This is a genomic window from Streptomyces sp. NPDC101110 (assembly GCF_044759525.1).
Classification (GTDB): Bacteria; Actinomycetota; Actinomycetes; order Streptomycetales; family Streptomycetaceae; genus Streptomyces.
Window position 1 is genome coordinate 105,714 of record NZ_JBIVZM010000011.1, and the last position, 21,998, is coordinate 127,711.

The window sequence follows — 21,998 nt, forward strand, 5'->3', positions numbered from 1 at the left end:
GGCAGACCGTTTCACCATCCGGACGTCACTCGTGTGCGATGGCCGCCAGGACGTTCATGCGGGAGGCGCGCAACGCGGGCAGCAGCGCCGCCACCACCCCGACCACCGCCGAACCGGCCACCACCAGGACGATCGTGAGCCACGGGATCGCGAGGGCGGTCATGCCCTGGAGCGCCAGCACCTGGTGCATGCACACCCCCCACACCAGCCCCAGCGCGAGCCCGAGCACGGCGCCGAACACCGCGATCACCACCGACTCCAGCCGGATCATCCGCCGCAGCTGGCGCCGGGCCAGCCCGATCGCCCGCAACAGGCCGATCTCCCGGGTGCGTTCCACGACCGACAGCGCGAGCGTGTTGACCACGCCCAGCACCGCGATGATGATCGCCAGCCCGAGCAGGGCGTACACCAGGTACAGCAGGACGGCGATCTGGTCGTGGACGAGCCGCTTGTAGTCGGCCTGGTCCCGCACCTGCACCTGCGGATACGGATCGAGGGTCTTCTCCAGACCCGCGCGCAGTGCTTCGTCGCCCGTGCCGGCGGCGGCGTTGACGTACAGCGCGGAGTCCTGTCCGCCCGGCGCGTACCGCTCCAGGGTGCCCAGGCCGAAGAACAGCCCGCCCTGGGTGCCGAAGCCCTCGGCGGCGTCCTGGTCGGTGAGCGCGCCGACCGTCAGCCGGGCCGAGCGTCCGCCCGGGAACTCCACGGGGAGGGTGCTCCCCACGCGGACGTCGTGGTCGCGTGCGAAGTCACGGTCCATGGCCAGGCGCCCGCTCGCCAGCGCGGCCGCCGAGTCGCCCCGCGAGTACGTGATGTTGGCGACCTCGTCGAGCCGCGGGCCGTAGCCCGCCGCCGTGGTCTCGACACGGTCGCCGTCGGGGAGGCGCACCGCGACCGGTGTGAACCTCCCGCGCACGACCAGGCCCACGCCGTCGGTGCCGCGCACCTTGTCGGTGACCTCCCGCGGGAACGTCTGGAAGTTGCTGTTCTGGATGACGAAATCGGCCCCGAGCGTCTTGTCGATCTGCCGGTCGAACGAGGCGGTCATCGACTCGCTCGCCACCGACATCCCGCCGACCAGCGCGATCCCCACCATCAGAGCCGCCGCGGTGGCTCCGGTGCGGCGGGGGTTGCGCAGGGCGTTGCGCTGGCTCATCCGGCCGACCGAGCCGAACAGGGCCGGGAAGGCCCCGCCGAGCACCCGGATCACCGGCCGCACCAGCAGCGGCCCGGCGATCACCGTCGCGATCAGGGTGAGCACCACGCCGAGACCCAGCAGGGAAGCCGCCGACGACGTCTGCTCCGACACCGCGCAGCCCGCGAGCGCCGCCGCACCGGCCGCCCCGACGACAGCGCCCGCCACCGCACGCACCCGCAGCGGCCGGCCCACCCCGGCGACCTCGGCGTCCGAGAGGGCGGCCATCGGGGAGACGCCCGCGGCCCGCCGGGCCGGGAGGAACGCGGCGACGAAGGTGACGCCGAGCCCGACGACGTACGCCGCCACCGGGGTCACCCAGCCGATCTCCATCTCGTCGGCGTCGATGTTCATGCCCAGCAGGCCCATCAGCCCGATGAGCCCGGCCGCCAGACCGATACCCGCGGCGAGCCCCAGGGTGGAGCCGACCAGCCCGAGCAGCAGGGCCTCGGTCAGCACCGAGGCCCGGACCTGACGACGCTCGGCGCCCAGGGCGCGCAGCAGCCCCAGCTCACGGGTGCGCTGGGCGATGAGCATGGAGAAGGTGTTGACGATCAGGAACACGCCGACCAGCACGGCGACCCCGGCGAAGCCGAGCATCACGTACTTGACGACATCGAGGAACCCGCCCAGCTGCTCGACGTCCGACTCGGCCTGCTCGCCCGCCGTCCTGAAGTCGTAGGTGTGCGCGCCGAGCGCACCGGCCACACGCTGTTTGAGCCGCTCGTCGCCGACCCCCGCAGCCGCGTCGACCGAGATGCCGGTCGCCGTCCCCGGCCGGCCGAGCAGCTTCGTCTGCGCCGTGGGCGGGTCGAAGTACAGCAGCGCGGAGCCGGGATTCGTCGTCCTGAACGTGACGATGCCGACCACCCGGACCTTGAACGACCCCGGGGGTGCGATGACGGTGAGGGTGTCGCCGACGCGCACGTCCTTGCGATCGGCGGTCTCCGCGTCGAGCAGCGCCTGGCCGGGGCCGCGCGGGGCGTGGCCCGAGGCGAGCCGCACGGGGCTGCGCTCGTTCGGGTTCCAGGCGTTGCCGAGCGTGGGCGCCCCGGTGGTCGGGCCCACCGGTTCGTTGTCCTCGTTCACGACCGTGAGGCCGTTCACCTTCACGTCGGCGCGGGCCGCCGCCACGCCGTCGAGCTGCCGGACGCGTGCGGCGAGCGCGGCAGGCAGGGTGGCCGTCCGGCCGGAGGGCACCGCCTCGTCGAGGTCCTCCTTCGGACTGACCGTGACGTCCGCCGCGGTGGACGCGAACAGCCGGTCGAAGGTGCGGCTGACGGTGTCCGAGAAGATCAGGCTCCCGGTGACGAACGCGACGGACAGCACGACGGCGAGCGCCGAGAGCAGCAGCCGCCCCTTGTGCGCCAGGAAGCTCCGCAGGGTCGCCTTGAGCACGGGCTCAGTTCTCCTCTGGCGACGCCGGGGCGCCGGCGTCCTCGGAGCGGGTGCGGATCACGTCGAACCTCTTCATCCGTTCCAGGACCGCCTCAGCGGTGGGGTGCCGCATCTCGTCGACGATCCGGCCGTCCCCGAGGAAGAGCACCAGGTCCGAGTGGGCGGCCGCGCCGGGGTCGTGGGTGACCATGACGACGGTCTGCCCGAGCTGGTCCACCGCCTCGCGCAGGAAACCGAGGACCTCCAGTCCGGCCCGCGAGTCGAGGTTGCCGGTCGGTTCGTCCGCGAAGATCAGCTCGGGCCGGGAGGCCAGCGCCCGCGCGCAGGCCACGCGCTGCTGCTGCCCGCCGGAGAGCTGCGAGGGCCGGTGCCCCAGCCGGTCCCGCAGGCCCAGGGTGTCGATCACCTGGTCCAGCCACTTCTCATCCGGTTTCCTGCCCGCGATGTCCATCGGCAGGGTGATGTTCTCCAGCGCGTTCAGGGTCGGGATGAGGTTGAAGGACTGGAACATGAACCCGATCCGGTCCCGGCGCAGCCGCGTCAGCTCGCGCTCCCGCAACCCGGTGATCTCCGTGTCACCCAGCCACACCTGCCCGGCCGAGACGGTGTCGAGCCCCGCCAGACAGTGCATCAGGGTGGACTTCCCGGAGCCCGACGGGCCCATCACGGCGGTGAACCGGCCCCGGACGACGTCCACGTCCACCGAGTCGAGTGCGAGCACGGCCGTCTCGCCCGAGCCGTACGCCTTGGTGAGACCGCGGGCGCGGGCCGCGATCCCGTCGGCCGGTGCGAGGCCGGGAGCGTGCTCCGCAGCAGGTGTGGACAAGGCCGCCTCCTCTGGCTGGATGTCAGGACCCCGACCCTGCCCGAGGGTAATGTGATCCGGCCCACACTCGGTATCCTCCGCGGGTCGGACTCCGGCTCGTGCCGGGCCGATGCCGTCGCGTCATCCGGGCCGGCCCGCGGCCCCGCCCGGCCGTCAGGAGCGGCGAGGCGTCCGTACGGGGCGCCGAGCGCGAGCTGTGCTCGTGGACCCCGCGACTACCCGTCGGCCGGGCGCCACGCCGTGCCGAGCACGCAGTACGAGCTCGGCAGCCTCGGCCCTTCCTCCGGCATGAGCACCCGCCGGTAGGGACCGAGTTCGAATCCGGCCTCCCGCAGCGACCGGACCGGTTCCCGCGCCACGTGGCAGCCCCCGCTCAGCACCGGCCACACCGTCCGGTCCAGCGCCTGCTGCGTGAGGGTCATCGCACGGCCGCCGCCCCGGCCGTGCTCGAAGAACCGCACCTGGCCGCCCGGGCGCAGCACCCGCCGCAGCTCCCCGAGCGCCCGAGGGACGTCCCGCACACTGCACAGCACCAGGGACAGCACGGCCGCGTCGAAGCCCTCGCTCTTGACCGGCAGCGCCTCGGCCGTACCCGGCACCACGTCCACCGGTACCTCGGCACGCAGCGCGGCCTCCACGGCCAGGTGCCTCAGCCGCCGCTCCGGTTCGATGGCCACGACCTCCGCGACGGTGCCCGGGTAGTGCGCGAAGTTCAGCCCGTTGCCCGCGCCGATCTCGATCACCCGCCCGGACAGCCCGTCGAGCAGTCTCCCGCGGATCGGGCCCATGCCCATCCGGGTCTCGGCCGCCACGCTGATCCTCGCGTAGCAGCGGGCGAACAGCGGATGGTGCACGGCGTCCCGTGGCACCTTGCCGGAGCGCAGCGGCATGGGGAACCTCCCTGACGAGGCCGGCCTTACGCCTTGGGGTGATTCTCCCCCGCAGGAGCCCGCCGCACCCCTGCTGCCCACAGAGGGAGGACCCGGCGCCGTGCGGCCCGGTGGGCAGGGCCCGCACGGCGCCGGCGGACGTCGCCGGACCGCGAGGGGGTTTCTGACGGATCTCTGCCGGTGCCGTCGCCGGCCCGGGGTTTCTGACGATCTCCGTCAGAAACCCTCTAGCCGAGTTCCGCCGCCAGCAGCGCGGCCGTCCGGGCCACCAGCGGGTTGTCGGCCTCGGCGTCCTCCTCCGGCTGCGTGGTCAGGACCGACAGCACGATCGGCGGGCCGTCCGGCGGCCAGGTGATCCCCACGTCGTTGTTGCTGCCGTACTCCCCTCCGCCCGTCTTGTCGGCGAGCAGCCAGTCGGCCGGCAGACCCTTGCGGAACCTCTCCACGCTCGTGGTGTTGCGCAGCAGCCAGTCCGTGAGCCGGGCCCTGTCCCGGGGCTCGAGCACGTCGCCGAGCACCAGCCGGGCATAGGTCCGGCCGATGGCGCGCGGGGAGGTCGTGTCGGTCACGCGCCACGGCTCCGCGGAGTTGAGCTCGGGCTCCCACCGGTCCAGCCGGGTGACGCGGTCACCCGTCGAGCGGCAGAACCGGGTCACGGCGGTCGGCCCGCCCAGCTCCTTCAGGAGCAGGTTGCCCGCGGTGTTGTCGCTGAAGCGGATGGTGGCGTCGCACAGTTCACCGACGGTCATGCCGGTCGCGACGTGGTCCTTGGTGACGGGGGAGTGGCCCGACTTGTCGACGTACCCCTGGGTGTAGTGGACGCGCCGGGCCAGGAACTCGCCGTCGCGGTCCAGGTCGCGCAGGACGGCGGCGGCGGCGAGCGTCTTGAACACCGAGGCCATCGGGAAGCGTTCGTCGGCCCGGTAGGCCACCGTCCGGCCGGTGCGCAGATTGCGGGCGTACACGCCCAGCCGCGCGGTGTGCTCCCGTTCCAGCTTCCGCAGCCGCGCGGTGAGACCGGCGGTGCCGGCCGACGCGTGGGCCGTGCCACCGCCCAGCGAGAGGGCGGCGGCCGTGCCCAGCGCGAGGGCCGTACGGCGGGACGGGCGTAATCCGTTCGCGTGCAAGGTGGTCCCTTCGGAGATGATCACGGTCGTACATCAACACGCGATCACGGTCGCACCGGTTCCGCCGCCCGCCGGCCCCGGCCCTCAGAACGCCTCGGGCGCCTCCCGTACCCGGAACGCCTCCGCGTCCCACGAGCCGTCCAGCCGGGGCGCCAGCCAGTGCGGCGCGGCCTCACGGAAGGCGGTGGGGGGCAGGGCGCCCGACCCGGCCGGGACGGAACCCAGCAGCGGCGCTCCGGCCACCTCCGGCAGGTCCGCGAGGTTGCAGCGCGCCGCGAGGTCCGGGGCCGTCGGCCAGCTCCCGATCACGATCCCGGCCGGGTCGAGCCCCCGGAAGCGCAGTTCTCGCGCCGTCAGCTCCGTGGCGTTGAGGGTGCCGAGGCCGGCGGGCGCCACCACCAGCACCGGCGCCGACAGCAGCCGGGCCGCGTCCGCCAGGGTCCCTCCGGCCGCGTCGAACCGGACGAGCAGTCCGCCGGCGCCCTCGACCAGCACCAGGTCGTGTTCGGTGGCCAGTTTGGCGGCGGCCTCCGCGACCTCGTGCGGATGGACCGGGGCCCGGCCGGCCCGGCGCGCCGCCGTGGCCGGGGCCAGTGGTTCGGGGTACCGGGCGAGTTCGGCCGTCGTCACCGCGCCCGCGAGGCGCGCCACCTCGGCGGCGTCCCCGGGCTCGTCCGGCCGCACACCCGTCTGCGCCGCCTTCAGCACGGCCACCGAGCGGCCGGCGGCCAGGGCCGTCGCCGCGAGGGCCGCGGTCACGACGGTCTTGCCGACCTCCGTGCCCGTGCCCGTGATCACCAGTACCGGCATGTCATCCCTCCCGCGCCGCCGCGAGGACCGCCCGCGCGATCCGCGCCAGGTCCGCGTCGCCCGTCACGTACGGCGGCATGGTGTAGATCAGATCGCGGAACGGCCGCAGCCACACGCCCTCGCGCACGGCCGCCGCCGTCGCCGCCTCCATGTCCACGGCGTGGTCCAGCTGGACGACCCCGATGGCGCCGAGCACCCGTACGTCCTTCACACCCGGCAGGTCCGAAGCGGCCGAGAGCCCGTCCCGCAGCCCCGACTCGATCCGCTTCACCTCCGCGAGCCAGTCCTGACCCAGCAGCAGCTCGATCGAGGCGCAGGCCACCGCCGCCGCCAGCGGATTGCCCATGAACGTCGGACCGTGCGCGAGCACCGGCACCTCGCCCCGCGAGATGCCGTCGGCCACGCGCGCGGTGCACAGCGTCGCCGCCATCGTCAGGTATCCGCCGGTCAGCGCCTTGCCCAGGCACATCACGTCGGGCGTGACGGCCGCGTGCTCCGCCGCGAACATCGCGCCCGTACGGCCGAACCCGGTCGCGATCTCGTCGAACACCAGCAGCACGTCGTGCGCGTCGCACGCCTCGCGCAGCACCCGCAGATACGCGGGGGAGTGGAACCGCATCCCGCCCGCGCCCTGCACCACCGGTTCGACGATCACCGCGGCCAGCTCACCGGCGTGCCGCTCGATCAGTGACCGCAGGTGCTCGGCGTAGGCCTCGTCGTACTCCGCCGGGGGCGGGTCGGCGAACACCTGACGCTGCAGCACCCCGGTCCACAGGTCGTGCATCCCGCCCTTCGGGTCGCACACCGACATGGGCTGCCAGGTGTCGCCGTGGTAGCCACCGCGCCAGGTCAGCAGCCGCTGTTTGCCGGGACGGCCCAGCGAACGCCAGTACTGCAGGCACATCTTGACCGCGACTTCGACCGACACCGATCCGGAGTCGGCGAGGAAGACATGCTCCAGACCCTCGGGCGACATGTCGACAAGGAGCTTCGCCAGGCGCACGGCGGGCTCGTGGGTGAGCCCGCCGAACATCACATGGCTCATCCGCTCCACCTGGCCGCGCGCGGCCTCGTTGAGCACCGGGTGGTTGTAGCCGTGGATCGCCGACCACCAGGACGACATCCCGTCGACCAGCTCGGGCGGACCGTCCGGCCCGCCCGAACCGTCCCCGGAACCGCCCGGCACCGCCGAGCCGTCGGCGAGCCGCAGCCGTACCCCGCTCGCCGACTCCACGACGAGCGGTTCCTGCCGTCCGGGCATCGGACCGTACGGATGCCACACATGCCGCCGGTCGAGTTCCAGCAGCTCGGGCACCGTCAGCTCAGGCATTGGGCGCGAGGTCCGTTCCGGCGCCCCGGCGGCGGACGGCGACCAGGTCGGTTCGGGCATCCGCGGCCGTACGGGGCTCGGAGGCCTCCGGCGCGGCGTCGGAACCGCAGGCTCCGCCACCCCCGGAACCGCAGACCCCGCCACCGTCGTGGCAGCCACCGGCGGCCCGGTGCTCCGGCAGCGTCACCTGGTCGGTGCCCTCCACCTCGAAGCCGGCGTCCGCGATCATCTCCAGGTCGGCCTTGCCGGCCTGGCCCTCGCTGGTGAGGTAGTCGCCGAGGAAGATCGAGTTGGCCAGGTGCAGCGCGAGCGGCTGCATCGTGCGCAGATGGACCTCGCGCCCGCCCGCGATCCGCACCTCGACGTCCGGGCAGACGAAGCGCGTCATCGCCAGGATCCTGAGGCACCGCTGCGGGGTCAGGTTCCACTCCTTGCCCAGAGGGGTGCCCTCGAACGGGATCAGGAAGTTGACCGGAACCGAGTCCGGGTCCAGCTCACGCAGCGAGAAGACCACGTCCACGAGGTCCTCGTCCGTCTCGCCCATGCCCGCGATCAGCCCGGAGCAGGCGGACAGACCGGCCGCGTGCGCCTTCTGCACGGTGTCGACGCGGTCCTCGTAGGTGTGCGTGGTGGTGATCTCGCCGTACGTCGCCTCGGACGTGTTGAGGTTGTGGTTGTAGGCGTCGGCACCGGCCTCGCGCAGCCGCTCCGCCTGGCCGTCCGAGAGCAGGCCGAGGCAGGCGCACACCTCGACGCCCTCGTTGTTGTCCTTGATCGCCTTGATGGTCTCGGAGACCCGGTCCACGTCCCGGTCGGTCGGGCCGCGTCCGCTCGCCACCAGGCACACCCGCTTGGCCCCTCCGGCCACCCCGGCCGCCGCGGCGTCGGACGCCTGGTCGGGCTTCAGCCAGGTGTACTTCAGGATCCCGGCCGTCGAGCCGAGCCGTTGCGAACAGTAGGAGCAGTCCTCGGGGCACAGGCCGGACTTGAGGTTGACGAGATAGTTCAGTTTCACCCGACGGCCGAACCAGTGCCGACGCACCTTTCCGGCCGCGGCCACCACATCGAGCAAGTCGTCGTCGGTCGTCGCGAGAACGGCCAGAGCCTCGTCGCGGGTCGGCAGCTCGCGCCGAAGCCCCTTGTCCACCAGCGTGTTCAGCAGGTCCATGGAAGCCGATCCTGTCCTAAGGAGGTGTCCGGGGCAAAGGAGAGTTCGCACAACAGAGTCGCTTGGAGGTGTGGGTATTGCCACACAGTGACCTGCTGGTGGTCCCGCTAGTGTCTGTGCACTGCCTACAAATTCCCCGGAGGACCACCCATGGCGTTCGGCTGGATCGACGAGCAGGCGGAGCTGCGTGCCCGCGCCGGACTCGTACGGACTCTGCGCCCCCGTCCGGCCGATTCGCCGCTCCTGGACCTGGCGAGCAACGACTACCTCGGGCTGGCCCGCCACCCCGAGGTCACCGAGGGCGCGGCCCGGGCCGCGCGTACCTGGGGCGGCGGCGCGACCGGCTCCCGGCTCGTCACCGGCACGACCGAACTGCACGCCGAGCTCGAACGGGAACTGGCCGATTTCTGCGGTTTCGAGGCCGCTCTCGTCTTCTCCTCCGGTTACGCCGCCAACCTCGCGGCGGTCACCGCGCTGGCCCCGCACGGCTCCCTGATCGTCTCCGACGCGGGCAACCACGCCTCGCTCATCGACGGCTGCCGGCTCGCCCGCGGCAGTACCCAGGTCGTGGCGCATGCCGAGCCGGACGCCGCGCGCAAGGCGCTGGCCGGTCACGAGGGCACGGCCATTGCCGTGTCCGACACGGTCTTCTCGGTCGACGGCGACGCGGCCCCCCTCGCGGCCCTGGCCGAGGCCTGCCGGGAGCACGGCGCGGGGCTGGTCGTCGACGACGCCCACGGGCTGGGGGTTCTCGGTGACGGTGGTCGCGGCGCCCCACAGGCGGTGGGGCTCGCGGGCGCGGACGACGTCGTCGCGACGGTCACGCTGTCCAAATCGCTCGGCAGCCAGGGCGGAGCCGTCCTCGGCCCGGCCCGGGTCGTCGAACACCTGGTCAACGCCGCCCGGACGTTCATCTTCGACACGGGACTCGCCCCCGCGGCGGCGGGCGCGGCCCTGTCGGCCCTGCGGCTGCTGCGCCGCGAGCCGGAGCGGGCGGCACGGGCCCGCGCGGTGGCGGGTGAACTGCACGCACGCCTGACCGCCGCGGGTCTGGAGGCGGTGCGTCCGGACGCCGCGGTGGTCTCGGTGCGGGCGGCCTCTCCCGAGGATGCCGTGCGCTGGGCGGCACAGTGCCGCGCGGCGGGCCTGGCCGTGGGGTGCTTCCGGCCACCTTCCGTGCCGGACGGCATCTCACGGCTCAGGCTGACCGCACGCGCGGACCTGACCGGTCAGCAGATCGAACGCGCTGTACGACTGATCGGCGAGACGCGGCCATGAGTCGGCGTGACACGGCCGTGCGTCGCACGATGACGGTCTGATCGACCGCGGTCACATACGGTCCACCCCGGCCGCGAAGGCCGCCCAGCTCCCCACGGAGAAGAGCAGCGCGGGTCCGGCCGGGTCCTTGGAGTCCCGCACGGCGAGCAGCCCCGCCCAGGGCGGGGCGTCCGGACGGGCGGTCTCGACGCAGTTGTTCGCGCCGGTGCTGTAGCTGCTGCGCAACCACCGCACACCGTTGAGTTCGACGCTTGAGGGGACGTGACGAGGCAGTGCACGCATGGTGCCTCCTTACGCGCCGGTGGCTGTCCCGGCGATGAAATCCAACGAGTCCTCGGGCGAAAGGGCGTGGATCTGAAGGGCGTTGAAGGCCTCCGTGTAGGCCTGGAGGTCTTCTTTCCGTTCGAGGTAGAGGCTACTCGTCAAGTGGTCGAGAACAACCACGTCCAGATCAGAAGTGCTCGAAAATGACAAGATAACGAAAGATCCGCTGACGCCGATGTGTGCCCCGGCGGCGAACGGCAGTACCTGGAGGCGCACTTGGGGCAGCCGGGCCGCCTCGATCAGCCGTTCCCGTTGACGGGCCATGACGCCCGGCCCGCCGACCTCCCGCCGCAGCACGGCCTCGTCCAGAACGGCGCTGAGTTCCAGCGGGGGATCCGCGCGCAGCACGTCCTGCCGGGCCAGCCGCACCTCGACGAGCGTGTCGAGCCTGTCCTCCGAGAGTCCCTCCACCGCGGCCCTCGTCACCGCACGCGCGTACTCGGGCGTCTGAAGCAGGCCGGGGACGACGGTGGTCTCCAGCGTGCGCATCGCGCCGGCCTGCGACTCCAGGCTGATGAAATCCCGGTACGTCGGCGGCAGCGCGCCGCGATAGGCGTGCCACCAGTGGTGTCGGCCATCGTTGTCGTCGGAGCCCGCCAACACCATGAGAAGATCGCGGAGTTGGGGGTCCGTCACCCCGTAGGCGTCGAGAAGTGACCGGACGTCGGCTGGTTTCACCCCGCTCGTGCCCGTCTCGATCCGGCTGACCTTGGACTGGTGCCAGCCCACCTGCCGGGCCGCCTCACCGCTCGTGAGCCCCGCCGAGGAGCGCAGCGCACGCAGTTCGGCGCCCAGTTTCCGGCGGCGCACCGCGGGACCGTGCTGCATGGGCTCCTCCTTACTCCTTCGGAGCCACCCAAATACGGTCTCGCGTCGCAGAGTTCACCGCTTCGGGCGACAGATATATGCATATCTTGGCGGATCCACGACCTTGACGGGTGTTCTGGTGGCAGTCTGGCGACCAAGCACCAGTCCGGGACCGTACTCGAACCATCCGCTCCGTGTCGGACCGCGGTCCCGTGGGAAAGGGACGAGGTCGCCATGGCAGACCATTTGGAAGCATCCGTCACTCTGCCGAGCGATCCCGCCTCGGTCTCCGCCGCGCGTGCCTATGTGGTGAGCACGCTGGCGGAGTGGGGCCTGCCGGCGGACACGGAGGTGTCCGACACCGTCCGGCTCATCGTCTCGGAACTCGCCACCAACGCCGTCCAGCACACCTTCGGCCAGTCGCCCACGTTCACCGTGGACGTCGAACTGGAACGGGACGAACGGCTGCGGATCGGTGTCACCGACAGCCACCCGCGCTTTCCCAGACGCCTGCCCGCGGCCGTCCAGCAGGACAACGGCCGGGGACTGGTCATCATCCGCTGGCTGACCGCCGAGTGCGGCGGAAGACTGCGCATCCGCAGAACCGGTGAGGGAGGCAAGACCATCTCGATCGAGCTTCCGTGGGCCGTCCCGGCCCAGCCGATGACGAGGGCGGGCCATCAGGAGCCGTAGCCGGTCACGACACGGCTTGAAAGACCCCAGCAGGGCAAGACCCTCAACCAGGCAAGATCCTCAGTTGGGCAAGACCCTCAGTTGGGCAAGATCCTCAGCAGGGCGAGACCCTCAGTTGGGCAAGATCCTCAGCAGGGCGAGACCCCCCCAGCTGGGCAAGCCCAGCAGAGCGAGACCCTTCGCCGCGGCAGGACCTGAAAGGCCTCCCGGCGGGTGCACGACGCACCCCGGCCCGCGCGACCCACATCCGGGCCACCCCCACGGCTACGACGCCCGCTCCGCGCCTTTCAGGCCCGCCGGAGCCCGCGGCCGTCACCGGTGCCGAGCCGACGTCTCCCGGTGTGCTTGCGCTCCTCGAAGCCCCGACGGCTGCCCCACGGTGCGCCGCAGTGGTGCGGGGGTCCCGGCGGCGCCCCCTTCCGGTTCCTCCTCGGTCCGCTCCCCGGCACCGTCCGAAGCCCCCCGCAGCACCGCCCGTCGCACCAGCCGCGGAAGCACCCCCCAGAGGCCGACGCAGACCAGGAAGGTCGCGGCGCCGGCGATGACCCCGCCGGTCCGGCCCGTGGTCACGTCGACCACCAGCAGCACGGAGCCGCTGAACGCGAACACCAGCACGCTCAGGCCCGTCGTGGCCAGACGCGAGGAGACCTGCACGATGCGGGGCTTGGCGCCCTGCTGGAACAGGGAGCGGTGCAGTGCGGCCGGGGCGGTGAAGAGAGCGGCTGCCAGGACCGCCAGCAGCAGCGTGACGACGTAGGTGACGCGCTGGACCGTGTCGAGGCCCTCGAAGCGCGAGGTGAAGGCCAGCGACAGCAGGAAGGCGAAGAGGATCTGTACGCCCGTCTGGGTGACGCGCAGTTCCTGCAGCAGCTCGACGAAGTTGCGGTCGGCGCGTTGCAGCGGGGTCTCGTTGCGCGCGGTGCAGGGACGGTGCTCGGCCATGAAGCGACGGGTATCCAGGGAAGCCCGTGTCACGCTCCGGCGTGCGGCGGCGCGTCAGGACGCCGCCGCACGCCAGGGGGATCACTTCACGCGCCCGTACCAGACGCTCTTGGTCCAGAGCTTCTGGAGCCGCACCACGTCACCGGTCTTCGGGGAGTGCCAGAGCTTGTTCTTACCCGCGTAGATACCGACGTGGTACACGTTGCTGCCCGAGTGGAAGAACACCAGGTCTCCCGCCTTGCGGTTCTTGGCGGAGATGTGGCGGGTCTTGTTGTACTGCTGGGCAGCCGTGCGGGGGAGCTTCTTGCCGGCCTTCTTGAACGAGTAGAGCGTGAGCCCGGAGCAGTCGAACCGGTGCGGACCGGTGGCCCCGTACTTGTAAGGTGCACCCTTCTTCGAGGCCGCGATCTGGAGTGCCTTGGTCGCCGGCGTGGCTGCCGCGGCGTCGGAGGCGAAGCCGGGTGCCACGATCGAGCCGCCCACCGCGGCGATGGTGAGCGCCGAGGCGGTGCCGGCCCGGGCCATGAGCGACGGGACACGATTGAGCGCAGTCATGCGCAACCCTTCGTCAGCCGCCTGTGAAGGATGACCTGTCGGATTCGGGCTGACAAAGTTGCCCGGCCGCTGACGCGGCTTCACCCCAAGGGCTGCTCGGGTCCGGTCATGGCGTGACCGTCCCGGCGACCCGTCGTGCTCGGGTCCTCCACTCCTGCCGATCCACTCCTGTCGACCGGTCATCCGGGCGGCGGCAGGACTCGGCGTCCGCCCGGATCGCCCCGCCACAGCGGCGGGGGCTTGTCGTCAGTCAGGGATCTTGGCGCATGCCTGTCCGGATTTCCCAACGGAACCGGGGATTTGTGTTGTTACTCACCACTCACCCGTTCGGGTGGACACGTGTGCGTTCGCGCCGCTGTCCACGGGTTCGCGAACCGCCGGACCAGCGACGGAATGCCCCACTCCGCCCTGTGTCCCCGCGCGTTGCGCAACCGGAACGCTCCTGAAATCGGTCTCCCGTCTACTCCGAACAGGGGTACGTCTTTTGGTCCGTTTCAACTCACCTCCCGGCGCCCCGCGGGCGAGGCGGGCGAGAGGGGCGGCGATCCGCGTCAACTGGCGGACCCCGGGGGCAGGGTGAGCCGGGCCGTGCGCCGCTCACCGTCCAGTACCCGCAGTGCCCGGGCCAGGGTCTGCGCGTGCAGTTCCGTCTCGCCCCGCTGGTGCATCAGGGCGAGTGCGTCCCGCAGCGCCGTCGCCTTGCCGACCAGGGCCTGGGCGGCGCGCAGACCGCGGTAGGTGTCGCCGTCCCGGGCCGGGTTGATCCTGCCGAGCAGGTCGACCACGTCGAGGTAACGGTCGATCAGTTCGGCCTCGGCGCGTGTCAGGGCGGGCAGCGGCGGCAGTTCGGGCGGGAGCATCGGGGCTCACTGCCCGGTCGGCGGGACGAGGGTGGCCTTGCGGCCGGGGATGATGCCGTCCACCAGTCCGTACGTGACCGCCTCCTGGGCGGTGAGGACCATGTCCCGCTCGATGTCCGCGCGCACCTGCTCGCCGGTGCGGCCGGTGTACAGCGTGAGCAGCTCTTCCATCCGGCTCCGCACGCGTACCAACTCGGCCGCCTGGATGGCCAGATCGCTCGCCTGGCCCCGGACCGGCTCGGGCAGGGCCGGCTGATGGATCACCAGGTGCGCGTCGGGCAGCGCGAATCGCTTTCCGCGCGTTCCCGCCGCGAGCAGCACCGAGGCGACGGCGCCGGCCTGGCCCAGAAGGATGGTCTCCACGTCGCAGGAGACGTAGCGCATCGTGTCGTGGATCGCCGTCATCGCGTGGAAGGTGCCGCCGGGGGAGTTGATGTAGAGCGAGATGTCGCGCTCGGGGGCCTGGTGCTCCAGGTGCATGAACTGAGCCATCACGTCGTTCGCCGAGGTCTCGTCCACCGGTGCCCCGAGGAAGACGATCCGCTCCTCGAGGAGCCTCGCATACGGGTCCATCGTCCGGTGCCCCGACCCCGTGCGTTCGGTGAACTCGGGCAGTACCTGGCGGGCGGACGGTCGGATCATGGCGAACCCCCTCCTCGCGGGCGCGGCTGTCCCCAGCGACAGCCGTCTCCGTAAAAAATGTACAGGACGTACGTGACGTTATGATGGGGACATGGCCTACGAGATTCCGGTGACGCAAGCCAGGGCTGAGCTCGCCGACCTGATCAACCGTGTGGTGTACGCCGGGGAACGCGTCGTCGTCACCCGGCACGGCAAGCCCCTCGTCGCCCTCGTCTCGGCCGACGACCTGCGGCGTCTCGAGGAGGACCGGGAGCTCGCGGAGGCCACGGAGGAGCAGGTGATCAGCGCGGTGTCCACGGTCCGTCAGGTCGCGTCCACTCCTGGCGAACCACAGCGGTTCGGCATCGCGGCGGAGCACCGCAGGGCCGGCCCGGCGTAGACCGGCGCCCCGGGCATGGGGAGAAGCTGAGCGCGCGACAAGTCCGGGCGCGCGACAAGCCCGGGCATGCGAGTAACCCGGGCGCGCGACAAGCCCATGCAGACGTGAAGACCGTGCGTCCCCGCCCGCTACGGCGAGGACGCACGGTCGCTCCGTGCCCGTGCAGCACGACGGGCGGGGTCAGCCGACCGGCGACAGCTCCCGACGGTCGGCCGCGGGCTCGCCGTCCTGCTTCCGCGCCCGCAGCGAGCCGCCGAGCAGTACGGCGCCCAGGCCGAGCGCCGCCCACCAGGTCAGGGTCAGGGCCGGGCCGGACGCCGCCGCGCCGTCGAAGTACGACACCGAGCGCAGCAGCGACGTGCCCGCGCCGGGCGGCAGCCACTGCCCGATCGCGCCGGCCGGCTCCGGCAGCATCTGCGGGGCCGAGGTGGCGCCGGAGAAGGGGTTGCCGATCAGCATCACCAGGGCGGCCCCGACGCCCGTGCCGGCGGGGCCGATCAGCGCGGCGAGTCCGGCCACGGCGCCGCTGACGGCCAGCGTGGACAGGGCCAGCACGCCCGCTTCCGTCCACCAGGCGCCGGTGAGCGCCCCGAGCCAGCTGTGCGCGATCCCCGCCGCGACCACACCCACCAGGGCGGACGCGCCGAGCAGCGCGAGCACGGCCCGGCCCCCGCGCAGCCCCAGCAGGGTGACCACCGCGCCGGCCGCGATACCCGCCAGGGCGAGGGGCAGGACGGCGGCGTTCAGCACCGCGCCGCGCGGATCGCCGGTCGGGGTGGGTACGACGTCGACCGTCCGGACCTCGGTGCCCCCGACGGCGGCCTGCTGCGCCACGGCCTGCTGGAGGAGCTGTGCGACAGCCGGTCCGGCCGCCGACGCGGTGAGCAGTTCCGGCCCCTGTGGGGTGACCACGACCGCGCCGTACACGCTCCGGTCCTCGATGGCGTCCCGGGCGGCCGCCTCGTCGCCGTAGCGGTGAATCTCGAAGGCGCCCTCGTGCCGCTCCAGCTGCCGCTCGACCTGGGTCACCGCCGCGGGTGGTCCGGCCACGCCCAGCGGCAGGTCACGGGGAGCGAGGCGAGAGGCCGGCCAGGCGAAGGCCCACAGTGCGAGGGCCGCCAGGACGGGCACGAGGACGACGACCGCGATCACATGTCGGTTGCGAGATGGCATGAGGGGTCTCCTGAGGCGAGCGGAACCAGGGAACGGAGCGGGGAACGCCAAAAAGAAGGATCGTTCGTTTTGCTCTGTCCTCACCGTGCTCCGGTCGCGGCGTCTTGTCAAGAATGAATATTCGTTTTACTTTGGGGATCATGGCTCGCGTGTCCCAGGAACATCTCGACGCCCGCCGCCGCCAGATCCTCGACGGCGCCGCGCTCTGCTTCGCCCGCAACGGCTTCCACGCCACGTCCATGCAGGACGTGCTGAAGGAGGTCGACCTCTCGGCCGGGGCGGTCTATCGCTACTTCAGCGGCAAGGAGGAGCTGATCGGCGCGATCGTCGCCGAGACGCTCGGTTCCGTCCGAGAGGCCTTCGAGGAGGCCGCGCGGCAGAGCCCGCCCCCGCCGCCTGACGAACTCGTCGCCTCGGTCCTCGGCAAGACACTCGCCGCGCGGGAGTCGCTGGTCGTCGACGGCCGGCCCGCCTTTCCGCGGCTCGTCGTCCAGGTGTGGACGGAGACCCTGCGCAACGAGGAGCTGGCGGCCGTCCTGCGAGAGGGCTACGGCTCGGTCCGTACGGCCTGGGGGAGGGTCGTCGAGGGATATCAGGAGGCAGGCATGATGCGGGCGGACGTGGCGCCGGACCACGTGGCCCGGACGATGATCGCCTCCGTGCTCGGGTTCATCGCGCAGCAGTCCCTCTTCGGGCCCGCCCCGGTCGAGGTCCTCCGGGACGGCCTGCGGGCACTGACGGGCATGCGGGACGAGGGCGCCGGAGGATCACAGCTCGGTTAACGTGCCCGAAACGCGGTCCAATTAGCCTGCCGATCCACGCCACCTGGCACTTTGCCCCGTGGCCGCGGCAACCGGGTCCCGCACGGCCCGGAGTGACGACTGTGAGGTGGGACGTGCAGCTGACCCCGCACGAGCAAGAACGACTGCTGATCCACGTGGCGGCCGACGTGGCCGAGAAGCGCCGGGCCCGCGGGCTGAAGCTCAACCACCCCGAGGCGGTCGCGCTCATCACCTCGCACATTCTGGAGGGCGCCCGCGACGGCCGCACCGTCGCCGAGCTCATGTCCTCCGGGCGCAAGATCCTGACCAGGGACGACGTCATGGAGGGCATCCCGGAGATGATCCACGACGTCCAGGTCGAGGCCACCTTCCCGGACGGCACCAAGCTCGTCACCGTCCACGAGCCGATCGTCTGACGGGAGACCGCCGTGATTCCCGGAGAGTTCCTCTTCGCCGACGACCCGATTGCCTACAACGAGGGCCGCGAGGTCACCCGGCTGACCGTCCTCAACGCCGCCGACCGGCCCGTGCAGGTCGGCTCCCACTACCACTTCGCCGAGGCCAACCCCGGCCTGGAGTTCGACCGCGCCGCCGCACGCGGCAGGCGGCTGAACGTCGCCGCCGGCACCGCCGTGCGCTTCGAGCCCGGGATCCCCGTCGACGTGGAACTCGTTCCGCTGGCCGGCGCGCGTGTGGTGCCCGGTCTGCGCGGGGAGACCGGAGGTGCTCTCGATGCCTGAGATCTCGCGTGCCGCGTACGCCGACCTGTTCGGCCCCACGACCGGCGACCGGATCCGCCTCGCCGACACCGACCTGCTGGTCGAGATCGAGGAGGACCGCTCCGGCGGCCCCGGACTGGCCGGTGACGAGGCCGTGTTCGGCGGCGGCAAGGTCATCCGCGAGTCCATGGGCCAGGCCCGGGCCACCCGCGCGGAGGGCACTCCGGACACCGTGATCACCGGTGCGGTGATCATCGACCACTGGGGGATCGTCAAGGCCGACGTCGGCATCCGCGACGGGCGGATCACCGGCATCGGCAAGGCCGGCAACCCCGACACCATGGAGGGCGTCCACCCGGACCTGGTGATCGGCCCGGAGACCGAGATCATCGCCGGCAACGGGCGGATCCTCACGGCCGGTGCGATAGACGCACACGTCCACTTCATCTGCCCGCAGATCGCCGACGAGGCGCTCTCGTCGGGCATCACGACCCTCGTCGGCGGCGGCACGGGTCCGGCCGAGGGCTCCAAGGCCACCACCGTGACCCCCGGACCCTGGCATCTCGCCCGGATACTGGAGGCGATGGAGGCCCACCCGCTGAACATCGGCCTGCTCGGCAAGGGCAACACCGTCTCCCACGAGGCGATGCTGTCCCAGATCCGCGGCGGCGCCCTCGGCCTGAAGCTGCACGAGGACTGGGGCTCCACTCCCGCGGTCATCGACGCCTCGCTGACCGTCGCCGAGCGGACGGGCATCCAGGTCGCCATCCACACGGACACCCTCAACGAGGCCGGATTCGTGGGCGACACCCTGGCCGCCATCGCCGGGCGGGGCATCCACGCGTACCACACCGAGGGTGCGGGCGGCGGGCACGCGCCGGACATCATGACCGTCGTCTCCGAGTCGTACGTGCTGCCCAGCTCCACGAACCCGACCCGGCCGTTCACCGTCAACACCGCCGAGGAACACCTCGACATGCTGATGGTCTGCCACCACCTCAACCCAGCGGTGCCGGAGGACCTGGCCTTCGCCGAGTCCCGGATCCGGCCGTCCACGATCGGGGCGGAGGACGTACTGCACGACCTGGGCGCGATCTCCATCATCTCCTCCGACTCCCAGGCGATGGGACGCGTCGGCGAGGTCGTCATGCGCACCTGGCAGACCGCGCACGTGATGAAGCGGCGGCGCGGCGCGCTGCCCGGGGACGGGCGCGCCGACAACCGCCGGGTACGTCGCTATGTCGCCAAGTACACGATCAACCCGGCGCTCGCCCAGGGCCTGGCCCGGGAGATCGGATCGGTGGAGAGCGGCAAGCTGGCCGACCTGGTGCTCTGGGAACCGGCGTTCTTCGGCGTCAAGCCGCAACTCGTCATCAAGGGCGGGCAGATCGCCTACGCGCAGATGGGTGACGCGAACGCCTCGATCCCGACACCGCAGCCGATCCTGCCGAGGCCCATGTACGGGGCGATCGGGCGGGCGCCGGCCTCCAACTCCCTCAACTTCGTCGCGCCCCTGGCCGTCGAGGCGGGGCTGCCGGAGCGGCTGGGGCTCGGCAAGCGGTTCGCGGCGATCGAGTCGACGCGCGGGGTCACCAAGGCCGATATGCGCGAGAACGACGCGCGGCCCGAGGTGCGGGTCGATCCCGACAGCTTCGCCGTGCACATCGACGGGGAGCTGGTCGAGGCGGCGCCCGCGGCCGAACTTCCCATGGCTCAGCGGTACTTCCTGTTCTGAGGGGGGTCTGATGTCGCGTGCAGCGCTGCTCGTCCTGGCCGACGGACGGTTTCCCGCCGGGGGCCATGCCCATTCCGGGGGTGCCGAGGCTGCGGTCAAGGCCGGGCGGATCGAAGGCGCGGCGAGTCTGGAGGCGTTCTGCCGGGGGCGGTTGCACACGGCTGGGCTGGTCGCGGCGGGCCTCGCGGCGGCTGCCGCCCTCGGGACCGACCCCGTCGCGCTCGACCGTGCCGCGGACGCGCGGACGCCGTCACCCGCCCTGCGGGTCGCCGCGCGCAGACTGGGGCGGCAACTGCTGCGGGCGGCCCGTGCGACCTGGCCGTCCGCCGAACTGGACGCACTCGGCAGGGATTTCCCCAAGGGCGCCCATCAGCCGGTGGTGCTGGGGCTGGCGGCCCGGTCGGCGGGGCTGGGACCGGTTGACGCGGCCTACTGCGCGGCGTACGAGAGCGTGAGCGGGCCCGCCTCGGCGACGGTGCGGTTGCTGAGTCTGGACCCGTTCGACGCGACACGGGTGCTGGCCCGGCTGGCGCCGGAAGTGGACCGGATCGCGGACCGGGCGGTGGAGGCAGCCCGCAACACGGTCGCCGAGGGGGCCGACGCGTTGCCGGCCGCGTCGGCGCCGCTGCTGGAGATCGGCGCGGAGGCGCACGCGGGCTGGCCCGTACGGCTGTTCGCCTCGTAGCCATCCTCCGAACGCCGTGCAGACCGACCCCTCAGGGGAGCGGGGAACTGCGCGACCAGCCCCCACCCACCCGCACTCCGCACCAGCGCCCGCCACCCACCCCCAAGGAGCCGCACATGCACCTCGACCACACCGACCACGGCCCCGCAGCCCTCAGCGCGGACGCCCACCGCCCCGACGGCACCCGCAGAGCGCTCCGCATCGGGCTCGGCGGACCCGTGGGGTCCGGGAAGACCGCCACCGTCGCCGCGCTCTGCCGGGCCCTCAGGGACGAGCTGGCGCTCGCCGTCGTCACCAACGACATCTACACGCGCGAGGACGCCGAGTTCCTGCTCCGCGAGGCCGTGCTGCCGCCGGAGCGGATCACCGCCGTGGAGACGGGCGCCTGCCCGCACACCGCGATCCGGGACGACATCTCCGCCAACCTGGAGGCGGTGGAGGACCTGGAGGACGCGGCCGGGCCGCTCGACCTGGTGCTCGTGGAGTCCGGCGGGGACAACCTCACGGCGACCTTCTCCAAGGGGCTCGTCGACGCGCAGATCTTCGTCATCGACGTGGCCGGGGGCGACGACATCCCGCGCAAGGGCGGACCGGGTGTGACCACCGCCGACCTGCTCGTCGTCAACAAGACCGACCTCGCCCCGTACGTCGGCTCCGACCTTGCCCGGATGGCCGCCGACGCCAAGGCGCAACGGGCTGAACTGCCGGTGGTCTTCCAGTCGTTGCGCAGCGAGGCCGGGGTGGCGGACGTCGCCGCGTGGGTGCGGTCGCGCCTCGCCGAGTGGACCGCGTGAGCGTGCGTGCCGGTGCCGGTGTGCGGTCCGTGGCGCGGATCGTCGCCCGGGACGACGGGCGGGGCGGGACCTCCCTGCCCGTGCTGGAGAGCGACGGGCCCCTGGCGCTGCGACGCACCCGGGCGGTCGGCGCCGGGGCGCGGGTCATGCTGGTCGGCGCGATGAGCGGGCCGCTCGGTGGTGACCACTTCACCGTGGAGGGCCGGGTGGGGGAGGGCGCGCGCCTGTCCGTTGGGTCGGCCGCGGCCACCATCGCACTGCCCGGACAGGCCAAGGGCGACGCGCGGTACGACGTCCGGCTCACCGTCGCCGACCACGGCGAACTGCACTGGCTGCCGGAGCAGTTGATCTCCGCCCAGGGCAGCGACCTGTATGTCACCACCCGCGTCGAACTCGCCGCCACGGCCCGTCTCGTGCTGCGCGAGGAACAGGTGCTGGGACGCGTCGGTGAGGAACCCGGCCGGCTCACGAGCCGTCTGACCGTGTGGGTCGCCGGTCGGGCCGTGCTCGACCAGGAACTGGCCTGCGGGCCCGGGGCGCCGGGCGGGTGGGACGGCCCCGCCGTGCTGGCCGGGCACCGCGCCGTCGGTCAACTGGTGGTGGTGCGACCGGAGTTCGCCGCCGAGCCGGTGACGGCCGAAGTGCTGGGGGAGGGGGCGTCGCTGGTGCCGCTCGCCGGGCCCGCCGCGCTGGTGACCGCGGTGGCGCCGGACGCCCTCCGGCTGCGCCGGCTGCTCGACGAGGCCCTCGCGTCGCTCCCGCGGGCATAGGCGTCCGTAGAGCAGAACCACCTCTCCGTTTATCGGATTGGCAAAGAAGGACGCCCGACCCCTTTTGTCAGGGACCTCACAACCGGGAGGATCCTCCGTACTGATCTCGACGAGGT

The 21,998-nt window shown here is 72.2% G+C and carries 24 protein-coding genes and 1 riboswitch; of the genes, 10 read left to right on the forward strand and 14 right to left on the reverse strand.

Annotated elements, in window-relative coordinates; genetic code table 11:
• Positions 1–25: 25 nt before the first annotated feature.
• The 7 genes from ACIQU3_RS25055 to bioB all read right to left on the reverse strand — a co-directional run bounded on the left by ACIQU3_RS25055 (position 26) and on the right by bioB (position 8,744).
• Entirely contained in the window at positions 26–2,593 is a 2,568-nt protein-coding gene (locus tag ACIQU3_RS25055; protein ID WP_403927826.1) for an ABC transporter permease, read from the reverse strand.
• A gap of 4 nt (positions 2,594–2,597) precedes the next feature.
• A complete protein-coding gene (locus ACIQU3_RS25060) occupies positions 2,598–3,419 on the reverse strand; it encodes an ABC transporter ATP-binding protein (protein ID WP_403738138.1) in 822 nt (273 codons plus the stop codon).
• 215 nt (positions 3,420–3,634) lie between these two features.
• Entirely contained in the window at positions 3,635–4,309 is a 675-nt protein-coding gene (locus ACIQU3_RS25065) for a class I SAM-dependent methyltransferase (protein WP_403738141.1), read from the reverse strand.
• Positions 4,310–4,536: 227 nt separating this feature from the next.
• A complete protein-coding gene (gene bla, locus ACIQU3_RS25070) occupies positions 4,537–5,436 on the reverse strand; it encodes a class A beta-lactamase (protein WP_403738145.1) in 900 nt (299 codons plus the stop codon).
• Between the two features lie 84 nt (positions 5,437–5,520).
• Entirely contained in the window at positions 5,521–6,246 is a 726-nt protein-coding gene (gene bioD / locus ACIQU3_RS25075; RefSeq protein WP_403738148.1) for a dethiobiotin synthase, read from the reverse strand.
• A 1-nt stretch (position 6,247) separates the two neighbouring features.
• Positions 6,248–7,576, reverse strand: a complete 1,329-nt coding sequence (locus tag ACIQU3_RS25080; protein ID WP_403738151.1) for an adenosylmethionine--8-amino-7-oxononanoate transaminase — start codon at positions 7,574–7,576, stop codon at positions 6,248–6,250.
• Positions 7,569–8,744 (reverse strand): biotin synthase BioB, encoded by a 1,176-nt coding sequence (gene bioB / locus ACIQU3_RS25085; RefSeq protein WP_403738154.1) that lies wholly within the window; start codon positions 8,742–8,744, stop codon positions 7,569–7,571. The genes ACIQU3_RS25080 and bioB overlap by 8 nt, the downstream gene beginning before the upstream one ends.
• Positions 8,745–8,894: 150 nt before the next feature.
• Here bioB and ACIQU3_RS25090 point away from each other — a divergent pair, with 150 nt between their 5' ends.
• Entirely contained in the window at positions 8,895–10,022 is a 1,128-nt protein-coding gene (locus tag ACIQU3_RS25090) for an 8-amino-7-oxononanoate synthase (protein WP_403738157.1), read from the forward strand.
• Between the two features lie 51 nt (positions 10,023–10,073).
• Here ACIQU3_RS25090 and ACIQU3_RS25095 read toward each other — a convergent pair whose 3' ends face one another.
• Positions 10,074–10,304: a DUF397 domain-containing protein gene (locus ACIQU3_RS25095; RefSeq protein WP_403738160.1), complete on the reverse strand. Its 231-nt coding sequence runs from the start codon at positions 10,302–10,304 to the stop codon at positions 10,074–10,076.
• A gap of 9 nt (positions 10,305–10,313) precedes the next feature.
• Positions 10,314–11,174, reverse strand: a complete 861-nt coding sequence (locus ACIQU3_RS25100; RefSeq protein ID WP_403738163.1) for a helix-turn-helix domain-containing protein — start codon at positions 11,172–11,174, stop codon at positions 10,314–10,316.
• 213 nt (positions 11,175–11,387) lie between these two features.
• Here ACIQU3_RS25100 and ACIQU3_RS25105 point away from each other — a divergent pair, with 213 nt between their 5' ends.
• Positions 11,388–11,846 carry an ATP-binding protein gene (locus ACIQU3_RS25105; RefSeq protein ID WP_403927829.1) on the forward strand — a complete coding sequence of 153 codons (459 nt, stop codon included), beginning with the start codon at positions 11,388–11,390 and terminating at the stop codon, positions 11,844–11,846.
• A 312-nt stretch (positions 11,847–12,158) separates the two neighbouring features.
• Here ACIQU3_RS25105 and ACIQU3_RS25110 read toward each other — a convergent pair whose 3' ends face one another.
• The 4 genes from ACIQU3_RS25110 to ACIQU3_RS25125 all read right to left on the reverse strand — a co-directional run bounded on the left by ACIQU3_RS25110 (position 12,159) and on the right by ACIQU3_RS25125 (position 14,845).
• On the reverse strand, positions 12,159–12,788 hold the full coding sequence (locus ACIQU3_RS25110) for a DUF6328 family protein (protein WP_403738170.1): 630 nt from the start codon (positions 12,786–12,788) through the stop codon (positions 12,159–12,161).
• Positions 12,789–12,869: 81 nt separating this feature from the next.
• On the reverse strand, positions 12,870–13,343 hold the full coding sequence (locus tag ACIQU3_RS25115) for a C40 family peptidase (RefSeq protein WP_403738173.1): 474 nt from the start codon (positions 13,341–13,343) through the stop codon (positions 12,870–12,872).
• 3 nt (positions 13,344–13,346) lie between these two features.
• A riboswitch (cyclic di-AMP (ydaO/yuaA leader) is annotated at positions 13,347–13,559 on the reverse strand.
• Positions 13,560–13,894: 335 nt separating this feature from the next.
• Entirely contained in the window at positions 13,895–14,203 is a 309-nt protein-coding gene (locus tag ACIQU3_RS25120; protein ID WP_403738176.1) for a hypothetical protein, read from the reverse strand.
• 6 nt (positions 14,204–14,209) lie between these two features.
• Entirely contained in the window at positions 14,210–14,845 is a 636-nt protein-coding gene (locus tag ACIQU3_RS25125; protein ID WP_403738179.1) for an ATP-dependent Clp protease proteolytic subunit, read from the reverse strand.
• Positions 14,846–14,936: 91 nt separating this feature from the next.
• On the opposite strand from ACIQU3_RS25125, the gene ACIQU3_RS25130 reads away from it, so the two are divergent.
• Positions 14,937–15,224, forward strand: a complete 288-nt coding sequence (locus tag ACIQU3_RS25130) for a type II toxin-antitoxin system Phd/YefM family antitoxin (RefSeq protein WP_403738183.1) — start codon at positions 14,937–14,939, stop codon at positions 15,222–15,224.
• Between the two features lie 180 nt (positions 15,225–15,404).
• On the opposite strand, the gene ACIQU3_RS25135 is transcribed toward ACIQU3_RS25130, so the two are convergent.
• A complete protein-coding gene (locus tag ACIQU3_RS25135; protein WP_403738185.1) occupies positions 15,405–16,397 on the reverse strand; it encodes an ABC transporter permease in 993 nt (330 codons plus the stop codon).
• Between the two features lie 140 nt (positions 16,398–16,537).
• Here ACIQU3_RS25135 and ACIQU3_RS25140 point away from each other — a divergent pair, with 140 nt between their 5' ends.
• The 7 genes from ACIQU3_RS25140 to ACIQU3_RS25170 all read left to right on the forward strand — a co-directional run bounded on the left by ACIQU3_RS25140 (position 16,538) and on the right by ACIQU3_RS25170 (position 21,882).
• Positions 16,538–17,179, forward strand: a complete 642-nt coding sequence (locus tag ACIQU3_RS25140; RefSeq protein ID WP_403738188.1) for a TetR/AcrR family transcriptional regulator — start codon at positions 16,538–16,540, stop codon at positions 17,177–17,179.
• A 113-nt stretch (positions 17,180–17,292) separates the two neighbouring features.
• On the forward strand, positions 17,293–17,595 hold the full coding sequence (locus ACIQU3_RS25145; RefSeq protein WP_053674248.1) for an urease subunit gamma: 303 nt from the start codon (positions 17,293–17,295) through the stop codon (positions 17,593–17,595).
• 12 nt (positions 17,596–17,607) lie between these two features.
• Positions 17,608–17,919, forward strand: coding sequence for an urease subunit beta (locus ACIQU3_RS25150; RefSeq protein WP_403738195.1), 312 nt, complete (start codon positions 17,608–17,610; stop codon positions 17,917–17,919).
• Positions 17,912–19,633, forward strand: a complete 1,722-nt coding sequence (locus ACIQU3_RS25155) for an urease subunit alpha (protein WP_403738197.1) — start codon at positions 17,912–17,914, stop codon at positions 19,631–19,633. The genes ACIQU3_RS25150 and ACIQU3_RS25155 overlap by 8 nt, the downstream gene beginning before the upstream one ends.
• A gap of 10 nt (positions 19,634–19,643) precedes the next feature.
• Positions 19,644–20,318, forward strand: coding sequence for an urease accessory protein UreF (locus ACIQU3_RS25160; protein WP_403738199.1), 675 nt, complete (start codon positions 19,644–19,646; stop codon positions 20,316–20,318).
• Between the two features lie 116 nt (positions 20,319–20,434).
• A complete protein-coding gene (gene ureG, locus ACIQU3_RS25165; RefSeq protein WP_403738202.1) occupies positions 20,435–21,112 on the forward strand; it encodes an urease accessory protein UreG in 678 nt (225 codons plus the stop codon).
• Positions 21,109–21,882 (forward strand): urease accessory protein UreD, encoded by a 774-nt coding sequence (locus ACIQU3_RS25170; protein ID WP_403738204.1) that lies wholly within the window; start codon positions 21,109–21,111, stop codon positions 21,880–21,882. Before ureG ends, ACIQU3_RS25170 begins: the two co-directional genes overlap by 4 nt.
• Positions 21,883–21,998: the final 116 nt, after the last annotated feature.